22 protein-coding genes are annotated in these 21456 nt (G+C 72.1%); 1 reads left to right on the forward strand and 21 read right to left on the reverse strand.

Features of this window, described 5'->3' with window-relative positions:
- Window positions 1-74: 74 nt before the first annotated feature.
- From whiG to proS, 17 genes are all read right to left on the reverse strand, one after another.
- The gene (gene whiG, locus ACRWNP_RS25600; protein ID WP_431965224.1) at window positions 75-911 is read right to left on the reverse strand and encodes an RNA polymerase sigma factor WhiG; all 837 of its coding nucleotides are present in this window, start codon (window positions 909-911) and stop codon (window positions 75-77) included.
- A 165-nt stretch (window positions 912-1076) separates the two neighbouring features.
- Window positions 1077-2312, reverse strand: a complete 1236-nt coding sequence (gene dprA / locus ACRWNP_RS25605) for a DNA-processing protein DprA (protein ID WP_431965226.1) — start codon at window positions 2310-2312, stop codon at window positions 1077-1079.
- Window positions 2309-3922, reverse strand: coding sequence for a YifB family Mg chelatase-like AAA ATPase (locus ACRWNP_RS25610; RefSeq protein ID WP_431965228.1), 1614 nt, complete (start codon window positions 3920-3922; stop codon window positions 2309-2311). The genes dprA and ACRWNP_RS25610 overlap by 4 nt, the downstream gene beginning before the upstream one ends.
- Window positions 3922-4293 (reverse strand): YraN family protein, encoded by a 372-nt coding sequence (locus ACRWNP_RS25615; protein WP_431965230.1) that lies wholly within the window; start codon window positions 4291-4293, stop codon window positions 3922-3924. The genes ACRWNP_RS25610 and ACRWNP_RS25615 overlap by 1 nt, the downstream gene beginning before the upstream one ends.
- A gap of 92 nt (window positions 4294-4385) precedes the next feature.
- On the reverse strand, window positions 4386-4712 hold the full coding sequence (locus ACRWNP_RS25620; protein ID WP_018562949.1) for a DUF2469 domain-containing protein: 327 nt from the start codon (window positions 4710-4712) through the stop codon (window positions 4386-4388).
- 39 nt (window positions 4713-4751) lie between these two features.
- Complete coding sequence (locus tag ACRWNP_RS25625; RefSeq protein WP_431965232.1) at window positions 4752-5231, reverse strand: NUDIX hydrolase; 480 nt, start codon at window positions 5229-5231, stop codon at window positions 4752-4754.
- A 2-nt stretch (window positions 5232-5233) separates the two neighbouring features.
- Window positions 5234-6004: a signal peptidase I gene (gene lepB / locus ACRWNP_RS25630; protein WP_431965234.1), complete on the reverse strand. Its 771-nt coding sequence runs from the start codon at window positions 6002-6004 to the stop codon at window positions 5234-5236.
- Between the two features lie 43 nt (window positions 6005-6047).
- Complete coding sequence (gene lepB / locus ACRWNP_RS25635) at window positions 6048-6785, reverse strand: signal peptidase I (protein ID WP_431965265.1); 738 nt, start codon at window positions 6783-6785, stop codon at window positions 6048-6050.
- Between the two features lie 40 nt (window positions 6786-6825).
- A complete protein-coding gene (gene lepB / locus ACRWNP_RS25640; protein WP_431965236.1) occupies window positions 6826-7968 on the reverse strand; it encodes a signal peptidase I in 1143 nt (380 codons plus the stop codon).
- Window positions 7961-8599: a signal peptidase I gene (lepB, locus tag ACRWNP_RS25645; protein WP_431965238.1), complete on the reverse strand. Its 639-nt coding sequence runs from the start codon at window positions 8597-8599 to the stop codon at window positions 7961-7963. Before lepB (ACRWNP_RS25645) ends, lepB (ACRWNP_RS25640) begins: the two co-directional genes overlap by 8 nt.
- A 42-nt stretch (window positions 8600-8641) precedes the next feature.
- Window positions 8642-8992, reverse strand: a complete 351-nt coding sequence (rplS, locus tag ACRWNP_RS25650) for a 50S ribosomal protein L19 (protein WP_431965240.1) — start codon at window positions 8990-8992, stop codon at window positions 8642-8644.
- A 131-nt stretch (window positions 8993-9123) separates the two neighbouring features.
- Complete coding sequence (gene trmD / locus ACRWNP_RS25655) at window positions 9124-9933, reverse strand: tRNA (guanosine(37)-N1)-methyltransferase TrmD (RefSeq protein WP_431965242.1); 810 nt, start codon at window positions 9931-9933, stop codon at window positions 9124-9126.
- 4 nt (window positions 9934-9937) lie between these two features.
- Window positions 9938-10471 (reverse strand): ribosome maturation factor RimM, encoded by a 534-nt coding sequence (rimM, locus tag ACRWNP_RS25660; RefSeq protein WP_431965244.1) that lies wholly within the window; start codon window positions 10469-10471, stop codon window positions 9938-9940.
- 91 nt (window positions 10472-10562) lie between these two features.
- Window positions 10563-10802, reverse strand: a complete 240-nt coding sequence (locus ACRWNP_RS25665; protein ID WP_018562958.1) for an RNA-binding protein — start codon at window positions 10800-10802, stop codon at window positions 10563-10565.
- A gap of 2 nt (window positions 10803-10804) precedes the next feature.
- The gene (rpsP, locus tag ACRWNP_RS25670) at window positions 10805-11236 is read right to left on the reverse strand and encodes a 30S ribosomal protein S16 (protein WP_018562959.1); all 432 of its coding nucleotides are present in this window, start codon (window positions 11234-11236) and stop codon (window positions 10805-10807) included.
- A gap of 224 nt (window positions 11237-11460) precedes the next feature.
- On the reverse strand, window positions 11461-12051 hold the full coding sequence (locus tag ACRWNP_RS25675) for a hypothetical protein (RefSeq protein ID WP_018562960.1): 591 nt from the start codon (window positions 12049-12051) through the stop codon (window positions 11461-11463).
- A 190-nt stretch (window positions 12052-12241) separates the two neighbouring features.
- On the reverse strand, window positions 12242-13654 hold the full coding sequence (proS, locus tag ACRWNP_RS25680) for a proline--tRNA ligase (RefSeq protein ID WP_431965246.1): 1413 nt from the start codon (window positions 13652-13654) through the stop codon (window positions 12242-12244).
- A 216-nt stretch (window positions 13655-13870) separates the two neighbouring features.
- Here proS and ACRWNP_RS25685 point away from each other — a divergent pair, with 216 nt between their 5' ends.
- Entirely contained in the window at window positions 13871-14698 is an 828-nt protein-coding gene (locus ACRWNP_RS25685) for a class I SAM-dependent methyltransferase (protein WP_431965248.1), read from the forward strand.
- A 39-nt stretch (window positions 14699-14737) separates the two neighbouring features.
- Here ACRWNP_RS25685 and ftsH read toward each other — a convergent pair whose 3' ends face one another.
- From ftsH to ACRWNP_RS25705, 4 genes are all read right to left on the reverse strand, one after another.
- Entirely contained in the window at window positions 14738-16672 is a 1935-nt protein-coding gene (gene ftsH / locus ACRWNP_RS25690) for an ATP-dependent zinc metalloprotease FtsH (RefSeq protein WP_431965250.1), read from the reverse strand.
- Window positions 16673-16708: 36 nt separating this feature from the next.
- Window positions 16709-17224, reverse strand: coding sequence for a GNAT family N-acetyltransferase (locus tag ACRWNP_RS25695; protein ID WP_431965252.1), 516 nt, complete (start codon window positions 17222-17224; stop codon window positions 16709-16711).
- Window positions 17225-17298: 74 nt separating this feature from the next.
- Window positions 17299-18837, reverse strand: coding sequence for a signal recognition particle protein (gene ffh / locus ACRWNP_RS25700; protein ID WP_431965254.1), 1539 nt, complete (start codon window positions 18835-18837; stop codon window positions 17299-17301).
- 84 nt (window positions 18838-18921) lie between these two features.
- The gene (locus ACRWNP_RS25705) at window positions 18922-21402 is read right to left on the reverse strand and encodes a [protein-PII] uridylyltransferase (RefSeq protein WP_431965256.1); all 2481 of its coding nucleotides are present in this window, start codon (window positions 21400-21402) and stop codon (window positions 18922-18924) included.
- Between the last annotated feature and the right edge of the window lie 54 nt (window positions 21403-21456).

Consider the following 21456-nt stretch of genomic DNA (forward strand, 5'->3'; position numbering starts at 1 on the left):
CGCTCGAATCTTGGGCACCTCACCACTGTACGGAAGCGGTCCGCCCACCGGGCGCACCCGTCGGCAAAGCGGGGTCAACGGCCCACGTCGGCCAGTTTCGCGCGCAATTGCAGAACGGATTTGGTGTGGATCTGGCTGACCCTGCTCTCGGTGACCCCGAGCACCTGACCGATCTCCGCCAGGGTCAGCCCCTCGTAGTAGTAGAGGGTGACCACGGTCTTCTCGCGCTCGGGCAGCGTGTTGACGGCACGGGCCAGCAGCCGGCGCAGCTCGCGGTCCTCGGCGACCTCGACGGGGTTGTCGGCGCCGGTGTCCTCCAGGGTGTCGACCAGGGTGAGCCGGTCGCCGCCCTCGGTGCCCGCGTGGAGCAGTTCCTCCAGGGCGACGACGTTGGCCAGGGAGAGCTGGCTGAAGACGCCGTGCAGCTCCTCCAGGGCGATACCCATCTCGGCGGCGACCTCCGACTCGCTCGGGGTCCGCCGCAGGGAGGCCTCGAGCGTGGCGTACGCGCGCTCGACGGCGCGGGCCTTCTGGCGCACCGAGCGCGGGATCCAGTCCAGGGCGCGCAGCTCGTCGATCATGGCACCGCGGATCCGGGTGATCGCATAGGTCTCGAACTTGATCGCGCGCTCCGGGTCGAACTTCTCGATGGCGTCGATGAGCCCGAAGACGCCGGAGGAGACGAAGTCCGCCTGTTCCACGTTGGCGGGCAGACCGACGCTCACACGTCCCGCCACGTACTTCACCAGGGGTGAGTAGTGCAGGATCAGCTGCTCGCGCAGGCGTGCGTCCCCCGTGGACTTGTAGGTCCGCCACAGCGCGTCGAGCGAGGTGGGGGCGGGCGGCCGGGGGTTTCCGGTGACGGCGGTCGCCGCCGTGCTGCCTTCGTGCCCGGGAGTGTGCCGGTGCATGCGTCGATCTGAGCCGTTCTGCGTGACCTGAGGGACGGGCGGGACTCGAACCTCCTTGAGCGTAGCGTGACGATACCGTCGCTCAGGGCGACGTTCGGGCGTCCCCATAACCTCGCCATCCTGGAGGTCCCAGGTCAAGAACCGTCCTGTCACCTGATGGTGTGTTCACCGGGAGAGCGTGTCGGCTTGGCTGCGTCCTCCCGTCGTGGGAGCCGACTCGCCGCCGGGCGTCAGCTTCCAGCGCGGTCCGTCCCGTTCGACGAAGCCGAGGGCGTGCAGCTCATGGAGCCTGGTGAGGGTCTCATCGGGGGCGCCGCCCGCGGCGACCGCGAGCTCCGCAACGCCGGCACCGCCCTGGCCGGGCAGAGCCTCCAGCACCCTGGCGGCCGCGGGTGGCAGCAGATCCCTCGGCAGGACCGGCCCCCGGCGCTCGGGCGCGAGGTCCTCACCGATGCGGCCGACGTGCTCGATGACCTCGGCGGCGCCGGTGACCAGGACCCCGTCCGCGCGCAGCAGCTCATGGACCCCCTGGGACAGCGCCGAGGTGCAGGGACCCGGCACGCCCATGACGAAACGGCCCAGCTTGCGGGCCCTGCGGGCGGTGATCAGGGAACCGCTGCGGTACTGCGCCTCGACGACGACGGTGCCCCGGGTGAGGGCGGCGATCACGCGGTTGCGCAGGACGAAGCGGCTGCGGGTGGGATGCGACCCGGGCGGCAATTCACCGATGAGCAGGCCCTGTTCGGCGATGCGTCCGATCAACTCGGCATGACCCGGCGGATACGGCACGTCCACTCCGGAGGCGACGACCCCGACGGTCGCCCCCGTCGCCGACAGCGCGCCCCGGTGCGCGGCGCCGTCGATGCCGTAGGCCGCACCGGAGACGGTGACCCAGCCGGCCTCCGCCAGGTCGGCGCCCAGGGACGCTGCCATGTGGGAGCCGTAGTCGGTGCAGGCGCGGGCGCCCACGACGGAGACCGACCGCAGCGCCCACATCCTCAGCGAGGCGCCGCCGCGCACCCACAGCCCGTACGGACGCTCGCCGCCCAGGTCGTCGAGCTGCCGCGGCCAGTCCGGATCGCCGGGGCACACGAAGCGGGCACCCATGGCCCGGGCCGCCGCCAGATCCCGCTCCGGCTGCGCCCTGCGGGCCCGCAGGGCGTAGCCGGCAGTCCGCCGCACCCCCGCCCCGGGCAGTTCCTCGCCGGCGGTCAGCGCCCGCACGGTCTCGACGGGGCCGAGCTCCCGGAGCCAGCTGTCGACGAGCCGGTCGCCGGGGTCTGCGATACGCGTCACGGCGGCGCGGGCCTGGCGCTCCTGCGGGGTCGGGGGAGGCTCCTCCTCCGGGCCCTCCGGGGCCGGCTCGTACTCCCCGTCCATGCCGGGCAGCATCTGCGTCATCGCGCTTCCCCCGTCGCCGCCATGCCGCGGCGCACACCTGTGCGCATCTCCAGGGCGCGCTCCATGTCGACGCCCGCGGGCCGGTCACGGCCCGCGAGGTCGGCGACCGTCCAGGCCACGCGCAGGACCCGGTCGAGCCCCCGCGCGGTGAGCAGTCCGCGCTCCATGTCCCGCTCGGCGGAGCGCAGCGCCCCGGGCGCCACGGCCCAGCGGGTGCGCAGCTCATGGCCGGGCACCTGGCTGTTGAGCCGCCACGGTGTGTCCGCGTACCGGGCGGCGGCTCGTTCGCGGGCCTCCCGCACCCGCGCGGCGACCACCGCGGTGGACTCCGCGGAGCCGGCGCCGCCGATCAGCTCGGAGCGGCTGACGGCCTCCACCTCCACCCGCAGGTCGACCCGGTCCAGGAGCGGCCCGGACAGCCGCCCCTGGTAGCGGCGGATCATGCTGGGCGTGCAGTCGCACATGCCGCCGGGTGAGCCGTACCGCCCACAGGGGCAGGGGTTCGCGGCGAGGACGAGCAGGAACCGCGCGGGGAGGCGGACGACTCCGGCGGCCCTGGCGATCACCACATGGCCGGACTCCAGGGGCTGCCTCAGCGCGTCGAGGGCCTGACCGTTGAATTCGGGTGCTTCGTCCAGGAAAAGCACACCCTTGTGGGAGAGGGAGACGGCCCCCGGCCGGGGCAGCCCGTTCCCGCCGCCGACAAGGGACTGCATGGTCGCCGAGTGGTGGGGTGCGCAGTAGGGCGGGTGGTCCACCATGTGCCGGTCCGGCGGCAGCATCCCGGCGACCGAGTGCACGGCGGTGACCTCCATCGCCTCCTGCCTGGTGAGGGGCGGCAGGAGCCCGGGCAGCCGCTCGGCCAGCATCGTCTTGCCCGCGCCGGGCGGCCCCTTGAGGTAGACGTGGTGGCCGCCCGCGGCCGCGACCTCCAGGGCGGTCCTGGCGGCGCCCTGTCCCGCGACCTCGGCCAGATCCGGGGCGCCGGTGCCGGTGTCGGCGAGTCCGCTGCCGAGCCCGGCGCCAGGCAGGGTGAGGCCGGCCAGCATCGGGTCGGGCCGCCCGTCGGCCGGCTCCTCTTCCTCCTCCGGGGCGAGCTCGTCGTTGAGCAGTGCGATCAGCTGCCGCAGGCTGCGGACCCCGAGCACGGAGACCCCCGGCACGAGCGAGGCCTCGGCGACCGTGCGCTCGGGCACCACGACGTGGCGGTACCCGGCGTCGGCGGCGGCGAGGACCGCGGGCAGCACCCCTCGGACCGGGCGGACCCGGCCGTCGAGACCGAGCTCGCCGATCATCATCAGGTCGGCGATGTCGCGCGGGGCGACGCGGTCGTTCGCGGCGAGGACGGCGCACGCGACCGCCAGGTCGAAGCCGCTGCCGCCCTTGGGGACCGAGGCCGGGCTGAGACCGACCGTCAGCTTCTTCTGCGGCCAGGTCTCACCACTGTTCACGATGGCGGCGCGGACCCGGTCACGGCTCTCACTGAGGCTCTTGTCCGGCAGCCCCACCAGCGTGAACGTGGCCACCCCGGCCTCCAGGTCCGCCTGGACCTCGACGACGACGCCCTCCACACCCAGCAGCGCCACAGAGCACGTACGGGCGAAGCCCATCACTCCACCCCCCGCACATGTTCGACGCGGGCGGCGCCTCGGGCCGGCAGCACCACACCCACCACGTCGATCCGCACCCCGCCCGGGGGCGGTCCGCCGTGATCGGCGAGCCAGCAATCGGCCAGCCGCCGCAGCCGCTCGGCCTTGCGCCGGGTGACGGCGGCCATCGGGTGCTCACCGCAGGCCTCGGTGCGCGACTTCACCTCGCACACCACGACCGCGTCCCCGTCCGCCGCCACGATGTCGATCTCGCCGTGGCGTTCGCGGTGCCGGCACCGCCAGTTCCGCTCCAGCACGATCATCCCGGCCTCGGTCAGTGACCGTGCCGCCAGTTCCTCGCCGTAGCGTCCGAAAGCCCCTCGGGCATTCATCCGTACCACCTCCGTCACTCACTGTGAGGGAGATGGCGCCCGAGAGATGATCTTGATGAGGGCCTGTGGACAACCCGCCGGCCCCGGCCGGCTCAGCCGTTGAAGCCGGAGTCGTCCGAGGGCAGGTCGAGGTCGGCCTTGTTCAGCTCCTCGATGTTCACGTCCTTGAAGGTCAGCACGCGCACCTGCTTCACGAAGCGCGCCGGCCGGTACATGTCCCACACCCACGCGTCGGCCATGGAGACCTCGAAGAACACCTCGCCCTGGACCGAGTGCACCTGCATCTCGTAGTCGTTGGTGAGGTAGAAACGACGCTCCGTCTCGATCACGTACTTGAACAGGCCGACGACGTCCCGGTACTCCCTGTAGAGCTTCAGCTCCATCTCGGTCTCGTACTTCTCGAGGTCCTCGGCGCTCATGGCATGTTCCCCTTCAGCCGTACGTCCCCCCATTGTGCGTCAGTCACGCTCCGTCCCCAGGTGAATCGGGGACAATGGCGGACCTTCGTCGAGCAGGTTGCGCAGCAGCTCGGCGAGCCTGGTCGGATACACCGTCTCATGCGAGGCGAGCAGTTCCTCGCAGGTCCACCATCGCAGGCCGTCGACGCTGCGCTGTTCGAGCTCCGTGAGCCCGCCCGTGTGCACCCGGACGTCGTCGGTGCGGGCCAGGTAGTACCACTCGTCCTGCTCCCAGCGCCGGCCGTCGAAGTCGAAGGCGCACGAGCGCTCCCACAGCACCGGCCCGAGCAGTGCCGTGGTGATGCCGGTCTCCTCCGCCAGCTCGCGGCGCGCGGCGACGTCCAGGCTCTCGCCCTCCTCCACGCCGCCGCCCGGGGTGAACCACCAGGTGACGGAGGGGTCGCCCGGCTCGTACCCGTGCAGCAACAGGATCCGGTCGGAGGGGTCGAGCAGGACGACCCGGGCCGCGCGCCGTCGCATCGCTATCGCGCCGCCCTCCGGCGCCGGGCCCGGTCCGCGACCGGGCCGTAGGCCGCACCCGCGAAGATCAGGACCACTCCGGCCGCGACCGCCACGCCCACCGTGCGCAGCGGACCGGGACTGGAGGGCCCGTCACCCGGCAGGGCGGTGAAGGCGCCCGTCCGGTCGACCATGCCGACGCGGCCTGGCGGCCAGGCGACGCCGTCGACCCGCGCGGACACCGTGCCGCGCGGCACGGAGCCGTTGTCGGCGTCGCCGAGGCGGAAGCGGGAGTCCTCGGACGTCGCCCGGTTGTCGCCCATCATGAACAGGTTGTCCCGGGGCACGGTGGCCGAGAAGGAGGCCGGCGAGGCCGGGCCCTCGGTGTCGAGGCGGTACGGCTCGTCGACCGGCTTTCCGTCGACCGTGAGCCGCCCCTGCTTGTCGCAGCAGGCCACCTTGTCACCGCCGACCGCCACGACCCGCTTCACCATGGGAACGTCCCCCCACAGCGGGTCGGTGAAGACCACGATGTCCCCGCGCCGCACCTGCGAGCCGTCGATCCGCTGGGCGAGGATCTTGTCGCCCGCGTCGACGGTCGGGGTCATCGACCCGGTGGGTACGGTGTACGGCCGGTAGACCAGCGCTCCCCAGACGAAGCCGCCGAGGAACAGCACGCAGCCAAGGGCGACGGCCAGACCGGAGACTATTCGTCCGGTCCGTCCGCCGCCCTGTTCGCCCGCTCGCCCCGTCGTCGTCCGCGCGCCCGTGCCCGTGCGTGTGCTCGTGCTCATGCGTCCGCACCTTACCCGGGGGTACGGACCCGGGGCAGCCCTCTCACCCGGCCTGGTTGATCAGACGGCGCCGCCGCCACAGCACCAGCGGGACCGCACCGGCCAGCCCGCCCGTGACCGGCAGGCCCGCGGCCGCCGCGTTGATGCCGGGCTGGTCGAAGGTGCTGGGGACGGGGAGGGTGGACCAGTTGCCGATCGGCCAGGCCACGACGACCGCGCGGCCGACGACCTCGTCCACGGAGACCGTGCCGTTGCCCGGCAGGTTCTGGTGGTACCGGGAGTCCAGGGAGTCCTGCCGGTGGTCACCCATCACCCAGATGCGTCCCTGCGGGACTTTGATCGGGCCGAAGGGACGGTCACCGCAGGGGGTGTTCCCCGGGTAGATGTACGGCTCGTCCAGTGCCTTGCCGTTCACCTTGACCGGGCCGGTGCCCTTGCACTCCACCGTGTCGCCGCCGACCGCGATGACCCGCTTGATCAGGTCCTTCTCCTCCGCGGACGGCATGAGGCCGACGAAGCTCAGGCCCTTTTGGATCGCGTTCGTCACCGGGTTGGTGTCCACCGGGACGGTCTCGCCGAGCCAGCCGCCCGGGTCGTGGAAGACCACGACCTCACCGCGTTCGGGCTCGGAGCCGAACCAGGGCGTGAGCTTGTCGACCAGGACCCGGTCGCCGATCCTGAGGGTGTTCTCCATCGACGCCGAGGGGATCGAGAACGCCTGCAGCAGAAAGGTCTTGATCAGCCAGGCCAGCGCGAGCGCGATGACGATCAGCAGCGGCAGTTCCTTCCAGAACGAACGCTGCTTCTTGTCCGCGCCGCCGTCACGGTCCTTCGTGTCGCTCGCCTCTTCGGAGGTTTCCGCGCCCGCGTCCGAGTTCTTCTTTCCGACCGGCGCCTCGCCGTTGCCCGCCGAGCCGCCCGACGTGGGGTCCCGATCCTCCGGCTCTCCGCGTCCGGACCTTGCGCCGACCACCAGGTCCCCCACATCCACTCCTTACTCCGCTTGCTGCGCGCTGCCGCCCGCGCCATATGCGCCGCAGGCTCACCACTCCCATAACGAGCGGAAGTTCCGCAGGAGTCGGGAGCGGAGTCATTCCTTGCCAATTGTTGGATGTTGCCACTCCCGGACCCGCCCTGGCGGCAGACGCGCCCGAACCCCCCGCGGCGGCGACGCCGGAATACGTCGCCGGTTCCTTCAGTCCCGCCCAGTGCCCCATCGGCCAGGCCACGGCGAAGGCCCTGCCCACCACCAGGCTCTCCGGCACGGTGCCGTTGCCGGCGTCCTTGAGGTGGAAGCGGGAGTCCGCGGAGTTGGAGCGGTGGTCGCCCATCACGAAGAGACGGTTGGGCGGGACCTTGACCGTGAACTTGATCTCCGAGGGCGGATTGCCCGGATGGATGTAGGGCTCGTTCAGGGGGGTCCCGTTGACGGTGACCCTCCCCTGGGCGTCGCAGCACTTCACCGTGTCGCCGCCGACCGCGACCACCCGCTTGATCAGGTCCTGCTCGTCCGCGGACGGCAGCAGCCCGATGAAGGTGAAGAACTCCTTGACCTGCTTGACGACCACCGGGTCCTCGCCGGACTGGGCCTGCTCGCCCTCCAGCCAGTTGCCGGGGTCCTTGAACACCACCACGTCACCGCGCTGCGGCCGGGAGCCGAACCACGGCGTGAGCTTGTCGACGACCACACGGTCGCCGATCCTGATCGTCTGCTCCATGGAGCCCGACGGGATGACGAAGGCCTGCAGCAGGAAGGTCTTGAGCACCAGCGCGATCAGCAGTGCGACGCCGATGAGCAGGGGTATCTCCTTGGCCGCGGAACGGCGCCGCCGGCGCTTGACCTTCCGCGCCAGCTTGCGCCGATCGGCACGGCCGCCGCCCCTGCGCGGACCGGCCGGCTCCTCACCCAGCAGGTACTCGGCACGGCTCGGCCGGCCAGGGCGCGCCCGGCCGCGGCTACCCATGGGCGCCGTCCAGGGACCGGCGGCGGCCCAGCGGCCATATGGTCGCCTCGGCCCGGCCGATCACCTTGTCCACCGGAACGGTGCCCCCGCCGGGGTCGCCGAGATGATCACGGGAATCCCGGCTGTCGGCACGGTGGTCGCCCATCACCCACAGCCTCCCCTTCGGAACCTCGATGTCGAACGCTACCCGGGACGGCGTGTCCCCGGGGTAAATATAGGTCTCGTCCAGCGGGCGCCCGTTGACGGTGATCCTGCCCGCCTCGTCGCAGCAGGTCACCCGGTCTCCGCCGACACCGACGACGCGCTTGACGAAGTCGGCCCCTCCGGAGTCCTGCACGAACGACCCCTTGCCGTCGAACACCACGATGTCGCCCCTGGCCGGCGTACTGCCGAAACGGTACGCCAGTTTGTTGACGAGTACCCGGTCCCCGGCCCGCAGGGTGTTCTCCATCGACCCGCTGGGGATCTCGAAGGGCTGCGCCACGAAGACGTTGACCAGCGCGACCACGGCGGCGGCCGCCACGACGAGCAGCGCATACCGCGGTGTACGTACGCCGAAGCGCGACCGCTCATCCCGCCGTTCGGCGGCATCGGCGCGGTCGCGCTCCGGAAGGTGTACCTCTGTGTCCATCGAGCGCAGAGCCTATAGGGCTCCGCATCATGCCCGGCAGGCTCAGCGCTCGCGCTTCTCCTTGATCTTCGCGGCCTTGCCGCGCAGCTCACGGAGGTAGTACAGCTTGGCGCGACGCACGTCACCGCGGGTCACGAGCTCGATCTTCTCGAAGATCGGGCTGTGCACCGGGAAGGTACGCTCGACGCCGACGCTGAAGGAGACCTTGCGCACCGTGAAGGTCTCACGGACGCCGGAACCCTGGCGGCGGATGACAACGCCCTTGAACTGCTGGATGCGGGAGCGGTTGCCCTCGATCACGCGGACGTGGACGTTGACGGTGTCACCCGGGCGGAAGGCCGGGACGTCGCTGCGCAGCGACGCGGCGTCGACGGAGTCGAGCAGGTGAGACATGTTCGTCTGCTTTCTTCGCCCATGCCACAGGTCATCGGCGGATTGTGGTGGTGATACGAATGCCGCGGCGTCGGACGGTCGTCATGTCCCCCTGTGGCAGGGGCGCACGCCGGACGCACAGCGGCAACGGCCTATTCTTCCACGGACTCCGGCACGCGCCCAAATCGCCCGTCCTCGCCGACGACCCAGCCGAGTGCGGCCAGCATCGACCGGTCCTTCTTGTCCAGGCTCGCCGGGTCGCAGCGTTCGATCAGGTCGGGGCGGTTCTCCGACGTACGGCGGAAGGCCTCGTCGCGGCGCCATCGGGCCACCTTGCCGTGGTGGCCGCTGAGCAGCACCTCCGGCACCCCGCGGTCGCGCCAGACCGGGGGCTTGGTGAAGACCGGGCCCTCCAGCAGGTCGGCCATGGCACCGGGGGCGAAGGAGTCGTCGCGGTGGGACTCGGCGTTGCCGAGCACGCCCGGCAGCAGACGGGCGACCGCCTCCACCATCACCAGGACCGGGGCCTCGCCGCCGGCCAGCACGTAGTCGCCGATGGAGACCTCGCGGACGTCGAGCCGCTCGCCGTACTCCTCGATGACCCGGCGGTCGATGCCCTCGTAGCGGGCCGGGGTGAAGACCAGCCAGGGCTTCCCGGACAGCTCGACCGCGAGCTCCTGGGTGAAGGGGCGGCCGCTCGGGGTGGGGACCACCAGCACGGGCGAGCCCTCGCCCGACTCCAGGACCGCGTCCAGGGCCTCACCCCACGGCTCGGGCTTCATGACCATGCCGGGCCCCCCGCCGTACGGGGTGTCGTCGACCGTGTTGTGCCGGTCGTGGGTCCACTGGCGCAGGTCGTGGACACGCACGTCCAGCTGCCCGCGCGCCCGGGCCTTGCCGACCAGGGAGACGTTCAGCGGCTCAAGATACTCGGGGAAGATCGTGACGACGTCGATGCGCATGGTCCTACTGCTCCTGCTGCTCCGTCTCGGCCTCGTCCAGCAGGCCGGGCGGGGGGGCGATGACCGCTCGCTGCCGCTCCAGGTCGATCTCGGGGACGATCTCGGCGACGAAGGGCACCATGACCTCGCTGCCGTCCGGCCGCTCGACGACCAGCAGGTCGTGGTACGGCAGGTGGGAGATCTCCTTGATCCGGCCGACCTCGGTGCCGTCGGCGGTGACCACGTCGAGGTCGACCAGCTGGTGGTCGTAGAACTCCTCGGGGTCCTCCGGCGTCTCGTCCGGGTCGACGTCGGCGATCAGCAGGACGTTGCGCAGCGCCTCGGCGCCGTTGCGGTCCTTGACCCCCGCGAAGCGCAGCATGAGCCGGCCGCTGTGCACCCGGCCGGCCTCCACGGTGAGCGGGCCGGCCGAGGCCGGGTCCGTGACGAGCACGGCGCCCGGGGCGAGCCGCAGTTCCGGCTCGTCTGTGCGCACCTCCACCGAGACCTCGCCCTTGATGCCATGGGCGCGGCCGATGCGTCCCACTACCAGCTGCACTTGTTCGCGCTCCTGTGCTCACGTGTCGGGTAAGGCCACGGGCCGGGGGCGGCCCAATTGCCACCCCCGGCCCGTGCCGGTGCTGCGTACCTCAGCGGACGTTGTCCACGTCGACGAGGTCGACGCGGACACCACGTCCACCGATCGCGCCCACGACAGTGCGCAGGGCGCGGGCGGTGCGGCCGTTGCGGCCGATCACCTTGCCGAGGTCGTCGGGGTGGACCCGGACCTCCAGGACCTTCCCTCGGCGCAGGGTACGCGCGGCGACCTGCACCTCGTCGGGATTGTCGACGATGCCCTTGACCAGGTGCTCGAGGGCCTCCTCGAGCACGATCAGGCCTCGGTCGACTCGGCCGCCTCGGCGGCCTCGTCCTTCTTGTCGGACTTCTTGGCCTTCTGGGTGATGGCCTCACCCTTGGGCTCGTCACCGGCGTCCTTTGCGGCGGCCTCGAAGAGGGCGCGCTTGTCGGCCTTGGGCTCGGCGACCAGGAGCGGGGCCGGAGCCGGCTCGCCCTTGAACTTCTGCCAGTCGCCGGTCTTCTTCAGGATGGCGAGCACGGGCTCGGTCGGCTGCGCGCCGACACCCAGCCAGTACGCGACGCGATCGGCGTTGACCTCGATGCGCGACGGGTTCTGGACGGGGTGGTACAGGCCGATCTCCTCGATGGCCCGGCCGTCACGGCGGGTACGGGAGTCGGCGACGACGATGCGGTAGTGAGGCGAACGGATCTTGCCCAGACGCTTCAGCTTGATCTTGACTGCCACGGGAGTGGGTTCTCCTGGTGTTGACGTGGTTGGGCAGGCCAGACCGCCACGTGGGGTTGTGGAGCCGGTTGCCCGACGGACGCGTCAGCCGAAGGAGAGAGGGGTCCTGCACGGCTGCCGAGTGCTCAGCTGACCATTCTGCCATACGGCGGGCATGCCACCGCACGCCGGTGACCCCACCGGCGCTGCCCCCGTGCGGTGCCGCCCCGTGCCGCGGCGGCGCTTCACGCGACCGCCGCGGCCTCCGGAATCCGGAACGGTGTGCCGCACGCCCCGCAGACGATCGGCGCCTGCGCGAGCACGGACGGCACGACCCGGACGTTGCGTCCGCAGTCGCAGACCGCCTTCACCCGTACGCCTCCGCCCGAGGACCCGTGCCGGGCGGCGGGCCCGCGGAAACTGCGGGCGGTGTCGGCGGCGGTCGCCGCGGTGTGCGCTCTGAGCGCGCGCTGCAGCCGGTCGATCGTCGCCCGGTAGCGCTTCTTGGTGTCCGGGCGCATCTGGACCAGGGAGAAGCCGCTGCTGGGGTGCGGCTCCTCGGAGTGGTCCAGGCCGAGCTCGTCGGCGATGGCCAGGAATCGACGGTTGTGGTAGCGCCCTGCCCGCGAGGTGTCCCGGACGCCACGCGCGGCGGCGACTCCGTGGACGGCCTCGTGCAGCAGGCGCTCGAAGGAGAGCTCCGTGCCGCACGCGGACGAGGACTCTCCGATCAGGGACTCGGGGGCGGCCAGGTCGGGCAGTTCGGGATGGTGCCGTTGAATGTCGGCCCATGCGACTGCCAGCTCGGCGGCGAGGACTGGTGGTGTCGTGCTCACGTCGTGACAACGAGCCGGGGGCGCCCTGTGTTCCGATACCGGGCCATCCCAAATATTTTGCACGTACTAGTCAGTTCCGGATGATGCGTACGGCTGAGGGCGGGTGCGGAGGACAGTGGAGAAGTCACGCACCCGCCTCAAGCATGGACGTACTGCCGATTACGTACGTCGCTTTTCAGTCAGTTGACGGTCAGTATGCCCGCGCGACGACCGCGACGGTACCCGGCGCGTCGTCCGCTTCCGGAACGCCCCCGTCCTCGGTGAGGAGGCAGCGCACCGACACGCCCTGTTCGGCCAGCTTGGCCTCGCCCTCCGGGCCGAGGTCCGCCCACGGGATGCGGCCCCAGCCGGTGGCCGCGGCCTCGGCGGCCTCGCCGATCGTCTTGACGTCCACGGTGCGGGACTCGCGCCGCTCACGGGACTGGCGCAGCAGCGTGGCCTGGTCCTCCTCCAGCGCCTTGGGCACCAGCGCGATCAGCTCGTCGATCGCCACCGGCTCCTTGCCCCCGGGGATGCGGCGGGCGAGCATCGCGGTGCCGTTCTCCAGGTCGCGCGGGCCGACCTCGACGCGGACGGGCACGCCCTTGAGCTCCCAGTCCACGGCGCGGCGGCCGAAGGGGGTGTCGGTGCGGACGTCGATCTGCACGCGCACGCCCGCGGCCTTGAGCCGGTCGCCGATCTCCCGGACCTTGGCCACGACCGCGTCGTCGCCCTTGATCGCCAGGATCACGGCCTGCACCGGCGCCAGGCGCGGCGGCACACGCAGTCCGTTGTCGTCGCCGTGGGACATGATCAGGCCGCCGACCATGCGGGTCGACACGCCCCAGGAGGTCTGCCAGACCAGCTCCTGCTGCCCCTCCTTCGACAGGTACGAGGTGTTGAAGGCCTTGGCGAAGTTGGTGCCCAGCTCGTGGCTGGTGCCCATCTGAAGCGCCTTGCCGTCGCCCATCATGCCCTCCAGGGTGAGGGTGTTGATGGCGCCGGCGAAGCGCTCGCGTGCGGTCTTGCGGCCCAGGACGACGTCGATGCCCAGGACGTCGATCATGAAGTCGCCGTACACGTCGCGGTGGATCATCGCGGCGTAGTCGCGGGCGTCCTCGTAGGTGGCGTGCGCGGTGTGGCCCTCCTGCCACAGGAACTCACTCGTACGGAGGAAGAGCCGCGAGCGCATCTCCCAACGGACCACGTTGGCCCACTGGTTGATGAGCAGGGGCAGGTCGCGGTAGCTCTGCACCCACTTGGAGAAGTACTCGTTGATGATCGTTTCGGAGGTGGGCCGGACGACGACCGGCTCCTCCAACTCCTTGCCGCCGCCGTGGGTGACCACGGCCAGCTCCGGCGCGAAGCCCTCGACGTGCTCGGCCTCCCGGGTCAGGTAGGACTGCGGGATGAAGAGCGGGAAGTACGCGTTCTGGGCGCCCGCCTCCTTGATCCGCGCGTCCATCTCCTGCTGCATCCGCTCCCACAGCGAGTACCCGTACGGCCGGATGACCATGGTGCCGCGCACCGGGCCGTTGTCGGCCAGCTCGGCCTTGTTGATCAGGTCCTGGTACCAGCGCGGGAAGTCGTCCGCCTGGGGCGTGAGTACGGGAGCCTTTGCCATGCCGCAGATGGTACGGGGACAGCGGCACCGGACGTGAATCGGCGGGGTCGTGAATCGGCCCGATCCTCACCTTCAAACCTATGGACTACGGCCCGGAAGGGGAGTTGGCTGGCTCCGGGGGCGTGCGTGGCGTGACGGACACGGTGCGCGGCGTAACCGGGGGGCGTACGAGGAAGGCTTTCGGCGAGACGGCGACGCGGCTGATTGGGGCGCTCGATGACACCTACGCTCGCACGGCACCCACGAACACACCGGACCGACGGCAGGGCGCGTGACTGGGCGGAGATCCAGGAGCGGATGCTCGTACCGCTCTACGAGGCGGTGCACGAGCGGCTGGAGGTCGGCCCCCGCACCCGGCTGCTCGGCATCGGCTGCGGATCGGGGCTCGCGCTGCTCATGGCCTCGGCCCGGGGCGCGGCGGTCACGGGGTGCGATCCGGACGACCGGCGTCTCGAACTGGCCCGGCAGCGGCTGCTGCCCGAGCCGCAGTGGGGCCCGCCGGTACGGTCAGGCGGGCGCACCCGGCTTGTGCCGGGCGGCCCTGAGGCGGTGCCCGTACCGGAAGGGGCACCGTTCACGATGGTCACCGCCCTGGACCCGGGGACGGCGCCGGCGGCGCTGGTCCCGGCGCTCAGGGCCGCCGCCGGCCTCGCCGAGCGGGGCAGCCCGGTCGTGCTGGCCGGCTGGGGACCGCCCGAGCGCTGCGCCACCGGACGGGTGCTTCGTGTCGCGGCCCGGCTGGCCGAGCCGCGCGGCGCCTCCCCCGCGGTCCGGCTCAGCGGCCGTGACGACCTGGAGGACCTGGCGCGGGGGGCGGGGCTGCGCCCGGACGGATCGGGACGGGTGTCCTGCCCGTTCGGCTACCCCGACATGGACAGCGCGGTGCGCGGCCTGGTGTCGACCGGGCTCTTCGACGCCGCCGTGGCGGCCACCGACGAGGACCAGGTGCGCAAGGAACTGCGCGAGGCGCTGCACGCGTACCGGCGCGCCGACGGCACGGTCCGGATGGAGAACGTGTTCCGGTACCTGGTGGCCCGGGTGTAGCCGGAACGTTCCGTCGACGACCGCGCGACCGCGCTGCGGCTACTCGGCGGCCTTCTCGAGCCGCGGGATGCCCGCCGCCTCGTAGGCCTCCCCCTCCTCCAGCGTCTCGGCCTCCAGCAGCCGTTCCGCGAGGGCGTCCAGTTGCTCACGGTGCCGGCTCAGCAGCCGGCAGGCCGTCCCGTAGCACTCGTCCACGATCCTGCGCATCTCGGCGTCGATCACGTCGAGGGTGGCGGGGGCGGCGGACAGTCCGTACGGCTGCTGGGAGTCGGCCGGGATCGCGGAGAGCGGGCCGACCTTCTCGCTCATGCCCCATCGGCCGACCATGCCCCGGACGACGCCCGTGACCTGCTCCAGGTCGTTCTCGGCGCCGGTGGTGATCACCCCGAAGACGACGTGTTCGGCGGCCATGCCGCCGAGCGCGCCGATGATCCGGCCGCGCAGGTACTCCTCGGTGTACGCGTAGCGGTCGGAGTCGGGGGTGGAGAGGGTGACCCCGAGGGCGCGGCCGCGCGGCACGATGGTGATCTTGCGTACGGGGTCGGCGCCCGGGTGCAGCATGCCGAGCAGGGCATGCCCGGACTCGTGGTAGGCGGTGCGCCGGCGCTCCTCGGCGGGTATGACGAGCGGGCGTGCCGCGCCCAGCTGCACCTTCTCCAGGGCGTCGGAGAGCTCGCTCTGCCCGACGGCGCCCTTGCCGCGCTTGACGGCCAGCAGCGCGGCCTCGTTGGCGAGGTTGGCGAGCTCCGCGCCCGTCATCCCGGGCGTCGCGCGGGCCACGGCGGTCAGGTCGATCCCGCCCGCCAGGGGGACTGGGCGCAGGTGGATACGGAGGATGGCCTCGCGGCCCGTGCGGTCGGGCGGGCTGACGTGGACGACACGGTCGAAGCGGCCGGGCCGGGTCAGGGCGGGGTCGAGGACGTCGGGCCGGTTGGTGGCGGCGATGACGACGACGCCCTCGGAGCCGGAGAAGCCGTCCATCTCGGTGAGGATCTGGTTGAGGGTCTGCTCCCGCTCGTCGTGGCCGCCGATGCCGCCCGCGGCGCCGCGGGCGCGGCCGATGGTGTCGATCTCGTCGATGAAGATGATCGCCGGGGCGACCTTGCGGGCCTCGGCGAACAGCTCGCGCACCCGGCCGGCGCCGACGCCCACGATCATCTCGATGAACTCGGAGGCGGAGGCGGAGAAGAACGGCACGTCGGCCTCGCCGGCCACGGCCCGGGCGAGCAGGGTCTTGCCGGTGCCCGGCGGTCCGGCGAGCAGCACGCCGCGCGGCATCCGCGCCCCGAGCGCCCGGTAGGCCTGGGGGCGCTTGAGGAAGTCGACGACCTCGCCCAGCTCGGCCTCCACCTCGTCGATGCCCGCCACGTCGGCGAAGGTGGTACGGCGGCCCGCCTCGGGGACGACCGGCCGCGGCGGGCCTCTGCGGCCGATGCCGCCCAGCCCGCCGAGCCCACCCGCGAGCTTGCTCATCCGGCGGGAGACGTAGAGCCACAGCACGACCAGCAGCAGCACGGGGGCGAGCGAGAGCAGCAGGTTGTAGAGCAGTCCGCGCTGCTGGACCACGGGTTCGGCGGTGACGGTGACCTCGTTCTTGGCCAGGGTCGCCCACAGGTCGTCGTCGGCGAAGACCGGCCGCTGGGTCTTGAACTGCGTGTACGTACCCTCGGCCGCGCCGGGGACCTCCTGCTTCTTCTTGAGCTGTCCCTCGATGGAGTCGCCCTTGGAGTAGATCTTCGAGATGTTGTCCGCGGCGAGCTGCCGGTCGAACTCGGTGTACGAGATCGTGGTCGGCCGGGGCCCGGTGAAGAACGAGAGCACCAGGTCGGTGATGAGGAAGACGACGAGCGCCGTCAGGATCATGCCGCCCCAGCCGCCCATGCGGCGCCGTCGCCGGGTGGGCGGCGAGGCCGGCGCGCCCTCCGTCCGCCATGGGTCGTCCGGATTCTGCCGGGGCGGTACGGGATTGCCCATATCCCGACAATAAGGACAGCTCCGCTCCGGCGCCCCTCAGGCCCCAGGCCACTCCTCGGCGGTGAGCGCGAAGCGCTCGTGGTCGCGCCAGGCGTCGTTCAGGTAGAGCATCCGGGGCGTGAAGCCCTCGTGACGGAAGCCGAGGCGCTTGGCCATGGCGACGGACCGTTCGTTCTCCGGCTGCACGTTGATCTCCAGCCGGTGCAGGCCCAGGCCCCGCGGTTCGGGGGCGAAGCAGCGGTCGACGACCAGCCGCATGCCCTCGCTCATCCGCCCGGTGCCGACGAAGGGCACGTAGCTGTCGTAGCCGAGGCTGGCGTTGCGGAAGCGTCCCATGACGATGTTGGCCACGTTGCACTTGCCGACGATCCCGCCGCTCTCCTCGTCGAGGATCAGGAACGTCCGCAGCACGGGCCCCTGGCGCCGCAGCAGTTCGGGCAGCCCGTCCGGTTCGACCGGGTTCCACCGGCCGATGTGCTCGGCGGAGCGCAGCACCGCCTCCCGGTAGGCGGGGGCGTCGGCCGGCTCCGGGGGGCGGATGTGTACGCGCATGGGTCCATGATGCATGCGCGGCGGCGGTGCGCCCTCCTCAGGAGGCACCGCCGCCGTACGCACATGGACCGGGGTCAGCCCATGAACTTCTTGAACTCGTCGGGCAGTTCGAAGTTCTGGCCGTCCTGGCCGGCCGGCATGCCGAAGGCGCCACCGGCCTGCTGCTCGCGACGTGCGGCCTCGGCCCTCTCCTGCTCGGCCCGCTTGAGCGGGTTGCCGCTCTGCCGCTTGCCCTTGGCCTTCTTCTGCTGCTTCTTCTGGCGGGCGCCACCGCCCATGCCCGGCATGCCGGGCATCCCGGGGATGCCGCCCTGGGCCATCCGCGACATCATCTTGCGCGCCTCGAAGAACCGCTCCACCAGGCTCTTCACGGCGCTGACGTCCACGCCGGAACCGCGGGCGATGCGGGCGCGGCGGGAGCCGTTGATGATCGTGGGGTCCTGGCGCTCGCCCGGGGTCATCGACTTGATGATCGCGGCGGTGCGGTCCACGTCGCGCTCGTCGAGGTTGTTGATCTGGTCCTTGATCTGGCCCATGCCCGGGAGCATGCCGAGCAGCTTGGAGATCGAGCCCATCTTGCGGACCTGCTCCATCTGCTGGAGGAAGTCGTCGAGGGTGAACTCCTTGGGACCCTTGGCCAGCTTCTCGGCCATCTTCTGGGCCTCGGCCTGGCTGAAGGTCTGCTCGGCCTTCTCGATCAGGCTGAGGACGTCGCCCATGCCCAGGATGCGCGAGGCCATCCGGTCGGGGTGGAAGGCGTCGAAGTCGTCCAGCTTCTCGCCGTTGGAGGCGAACATGATCTGGCGGCCGGTGACGTGCGCGATGGACAGCGCCGCACCACCGCGGGCGTCGCCGTCGAGCTTGGAGAGCACCACGCCGTCGAAGCCGACGCCGTCACGGAAGGCCTCGGCGGTGTTGACCGCGTCCTGGCCGATCATGGCGTCGACGACGAAGAGGATCTCGTCGGGCTGCACGGCGTCGCGGATGTCCGCGGCCTGCTGCATCATCTCGGCGTCGATGCCGAGGCGGCCGGCGGTGTCGACGATGACGACGTCGTACTGCTTGGTGCGGGCGTGCTCGATGGAGTCCTTGGCCACCTGGACCGGGTCGCCCACGCCGTTGCCGGGCTGCGGCGCGAAGACCGCGACGCCCGCCCGCTCCGCGACGACCTGGAGCTGGTTGACCGCGTTGGGACGCTGGAGATCGGCGGCGACCAGCAGCGGGGCGTGGCCCTGGCCCTTCAGCCAGCGGCCGAGCTTGCCGGCCAGGGTCGTCTTACCGGCACCCTGCAGACCGGCGAGCATGATCACGGTCGGCGGCTGCTTGGCGAAGCGCAGCCGGCGGGTCTCACCGCCGAGGATGCCGATCAGCTCGTCGTTGACGATCTTGATGACCTGCTGGGCGGGGTTGAGCGCCTGGGACACCTCGGCCCCGGCCGCCCGCTCCTTGACCTGCTTGATGAAGGCACGGACCACCGGCAGCGCGACGTCCGCCTCCAGCAGCGCGATGCGGATCTCGCGCGCCGTGGCGTCGATGTCCGCCTCGGACAGGCGGCCCTTGCCCCGGAGGTTCTTGAACGTCGCTGCGAGGCGGTCGGAAAGGGTGTCGAACACGTCGGTCGCGGATCCTCAGGTCGGGGGCGGGTGATAGGTCGTCCTCAAGGGTATCCGCCCGGCCCGCGAAAGGTCTCCACCGCGTCAGCGCAGGGCCCGCTCGACCTCGTCGGCGACCTCGGCCGCCGTGACGTCGGGAAGCGGATCCCCGGCGGTGTCGGTGACGTAGAAGGCGTCCACGGCGTTGGCTCCGAGCGTACTGATCCGGGCGGACCTGACGTTCACGCCGGTGGACTCCAGGGCCCGGCCGATGCGGTGCAGCAGCCCCGGGGCGTCGTGGGCGCGGACCTCGATGACGGTGGCGGCGCTGGAACTGCCGGCGGCCACGGTCACGCGGGGCGGTGGGGGCGTGACGCCGCGGCGGCGGGGATACGCGGACTCGCGCTCCGCCAGCCGCGCCTCGATGTCGAGGGAGCCGGCGAAGGCCCGGGCGAAGTCGTTGCGCAGCCGTGCCGCCTCGGGCAGCGAGCCGTATTCGGCGGCCACCCGCCAGCGCAGGAGGGTCACCGGGCCCTGCCCGATGGGGTCGACCGCGCGCAGGTCGGCGGCGCGGACGGTGAGCCGGTGCAGGGCGAGCACGCCCGCCGCCGCCGCGAGCAGCCCGGGGCGGTCGGGGACGGCGAGCAGCAGCTCCACGCCGACGGGCTCGGGTTCGTCCCCCGCGGTCCTCGGGGCGGCCCCGTCGGGGTCGGGCTCGGCGTGGGCGTGCAGCGCGATGACCGGGCCCTGGGTGCGCGCCGCCTCGACGGCCAGCCGCTCCTCCTCGGCGGTGGGCTCGGGGTCGGCGGGCTCGGGCACCGCCCCGCTCGCCAGGACGGCGGCGACCCGCTTGACCAGGTCGCCGACGAGCGAGGACCGCCAGGCGCTCCAGGCGGCCGGACCGGTGGCGAGGGCGTCCGCCTCGGTCAGCGCGTGGAGCAGGTCCAGTGTCTCGGAGTCGCGGACGGCCTCGGCGACGCTCTGCACGGTGGCGGGGTCGTCCAGGTCGCGCCGGGTCGCGGTCTCGATCAGCAGCAGATGGTGGCGCACCAGCAGGGCCAGTGTCTCCACATCGGCGCGGCCGAAGCCGAAGCGGGCCGCGACGTCGCGGGCGATGACCTCGCCGGCCTCTGAGTGGTCGCCGGGCCAGCCCTTGCCGATGTCGTGCAGCAGGGCGGCGATGAGCAGCAGGTCGGGGCGGCCGACCCGGCGGGTCAGGCGCGAGGCCCGCACCGCGCACTCGATGAGGTGCCGGTCGACGGTCCAGATGTGCACGGCGTTGCGCTGCGGGCGGCAGCGGACCCGCTCCCAGTCCGGGAGCAGCCGCGTGATCATGCCCTCCGCCTCCAGGGCCTCCCACACCTGCACGGTCGACTCCCCCGCGCCGAGCAGCGTGACGAGCTGTTCGCGGGCCTCGGCGGGCCAGGGCACCGGCAGCGGCCGGCCGGCCTGGGCCACGCTCAGCCGGCGGACCGCGTGCAGCGACAGTGGTACGCCGTGCTCGGCCGCGGCCGCCGCGGCGCGCAGCGGCAGCACGGGGTCGCGCTCGGGCCTGGCGGTGAGCGCGAGGACGGCCTCGCCCTCGTGCTCCACGACGCCGTCGGCCAGCGGGGTGCGCTGGGGCGCGTCCCCGCTCTGCCCGGGACGCGAGCGGCCGAGCAGCCCGCGTCGGCGGGGCCGCATCTGGCGGGAGCGCAGGACCCTGCCGACCTCGCGCCAGGTGACGTCGAAGGCGTAGCTGACGGTCCGGGCGGCCTCGTACACCTGGCGCAACAGCGCGTCGGCGTCCAGCAGGCCGAGCGCGGTGGCCACCTGGTCCTGCTCCTGCAGGGCCAGCCGGTCGGTGGCACGGCCGGTCACCAGATGGAGGGTGTCCCGGGCGTCGAGCAGGCGGGTCCTGGCGTCCTCCAGGCCCTCGCGTGGCGCGTCCGCGAGCCAGGAGGCGGCGACGGCGCGCAGGGCGGTGGCGTCGCGCAGCCCGCCGCGGGCCTCCTTGAGGTCGGGTTCCAGCAGGTACGAGAGCTCGCCGTGACGTTCTGCGCGCTCCAGGCACAGTTCGTGGAGCGCGGGGAGTCGCTTGGGGGCCTGGTTGCGCCAGTCGGCGAGGACGGCGGCGCGCAGGGAGGCGGTGAGGGCGGTGTCGCCCGCGATGTGGCGGGCGTCGAGGAGGCCGAGCTGGACCTTGAGGTCCTCCGCGGCGGTCTTGCGGACCTCGGCGGGGGTGCGGACGGAATGGTCGAGGGCGACGCCCAGGTCCCAGACCGGGTACCAGATCCCGTCGGCGAGGCCGGCGACGTCCGTGGGCCCGGCGGAGCCGTCGTGGAGCAGCAGTAGGTCGAGGTCGCTGCGCGGGGAGAGCTCGCCCCTGCCGTAGCCGCCGACCGCGACCAGCGACCAGCCCCGGGCCCCGGTCCGGCAGGCCGCGCCGCGGGCGAGGTCGGCGAGCCAGGCGTCGGTCAGGGCGGCCAGCGCCTTGCGCCGCGGCGCCCCTGAGGGGCCCTCACCGTTCAGGAGGGCCAGCCGGGCCGCCGCATAGCCTGCGGGGGCGTGTCCGTCGTGGGCTTTCGCGTCGACGTTCTCCGTCACACTGTCTCCAGTCGCGGGCCGTGCGGTGGAACCGCTCGGGTCGGGGGTGCGAAG

It is taken from the genome of Actinacidiphila sp. bgisy160 (genome assembly GCF_965342435.1).
Taxonomy (GTDB): Bacteria; Actinomycetota; Actinomycetes; order Streptomycetales; family Streptomycetaceae; genus Actinacidiphila.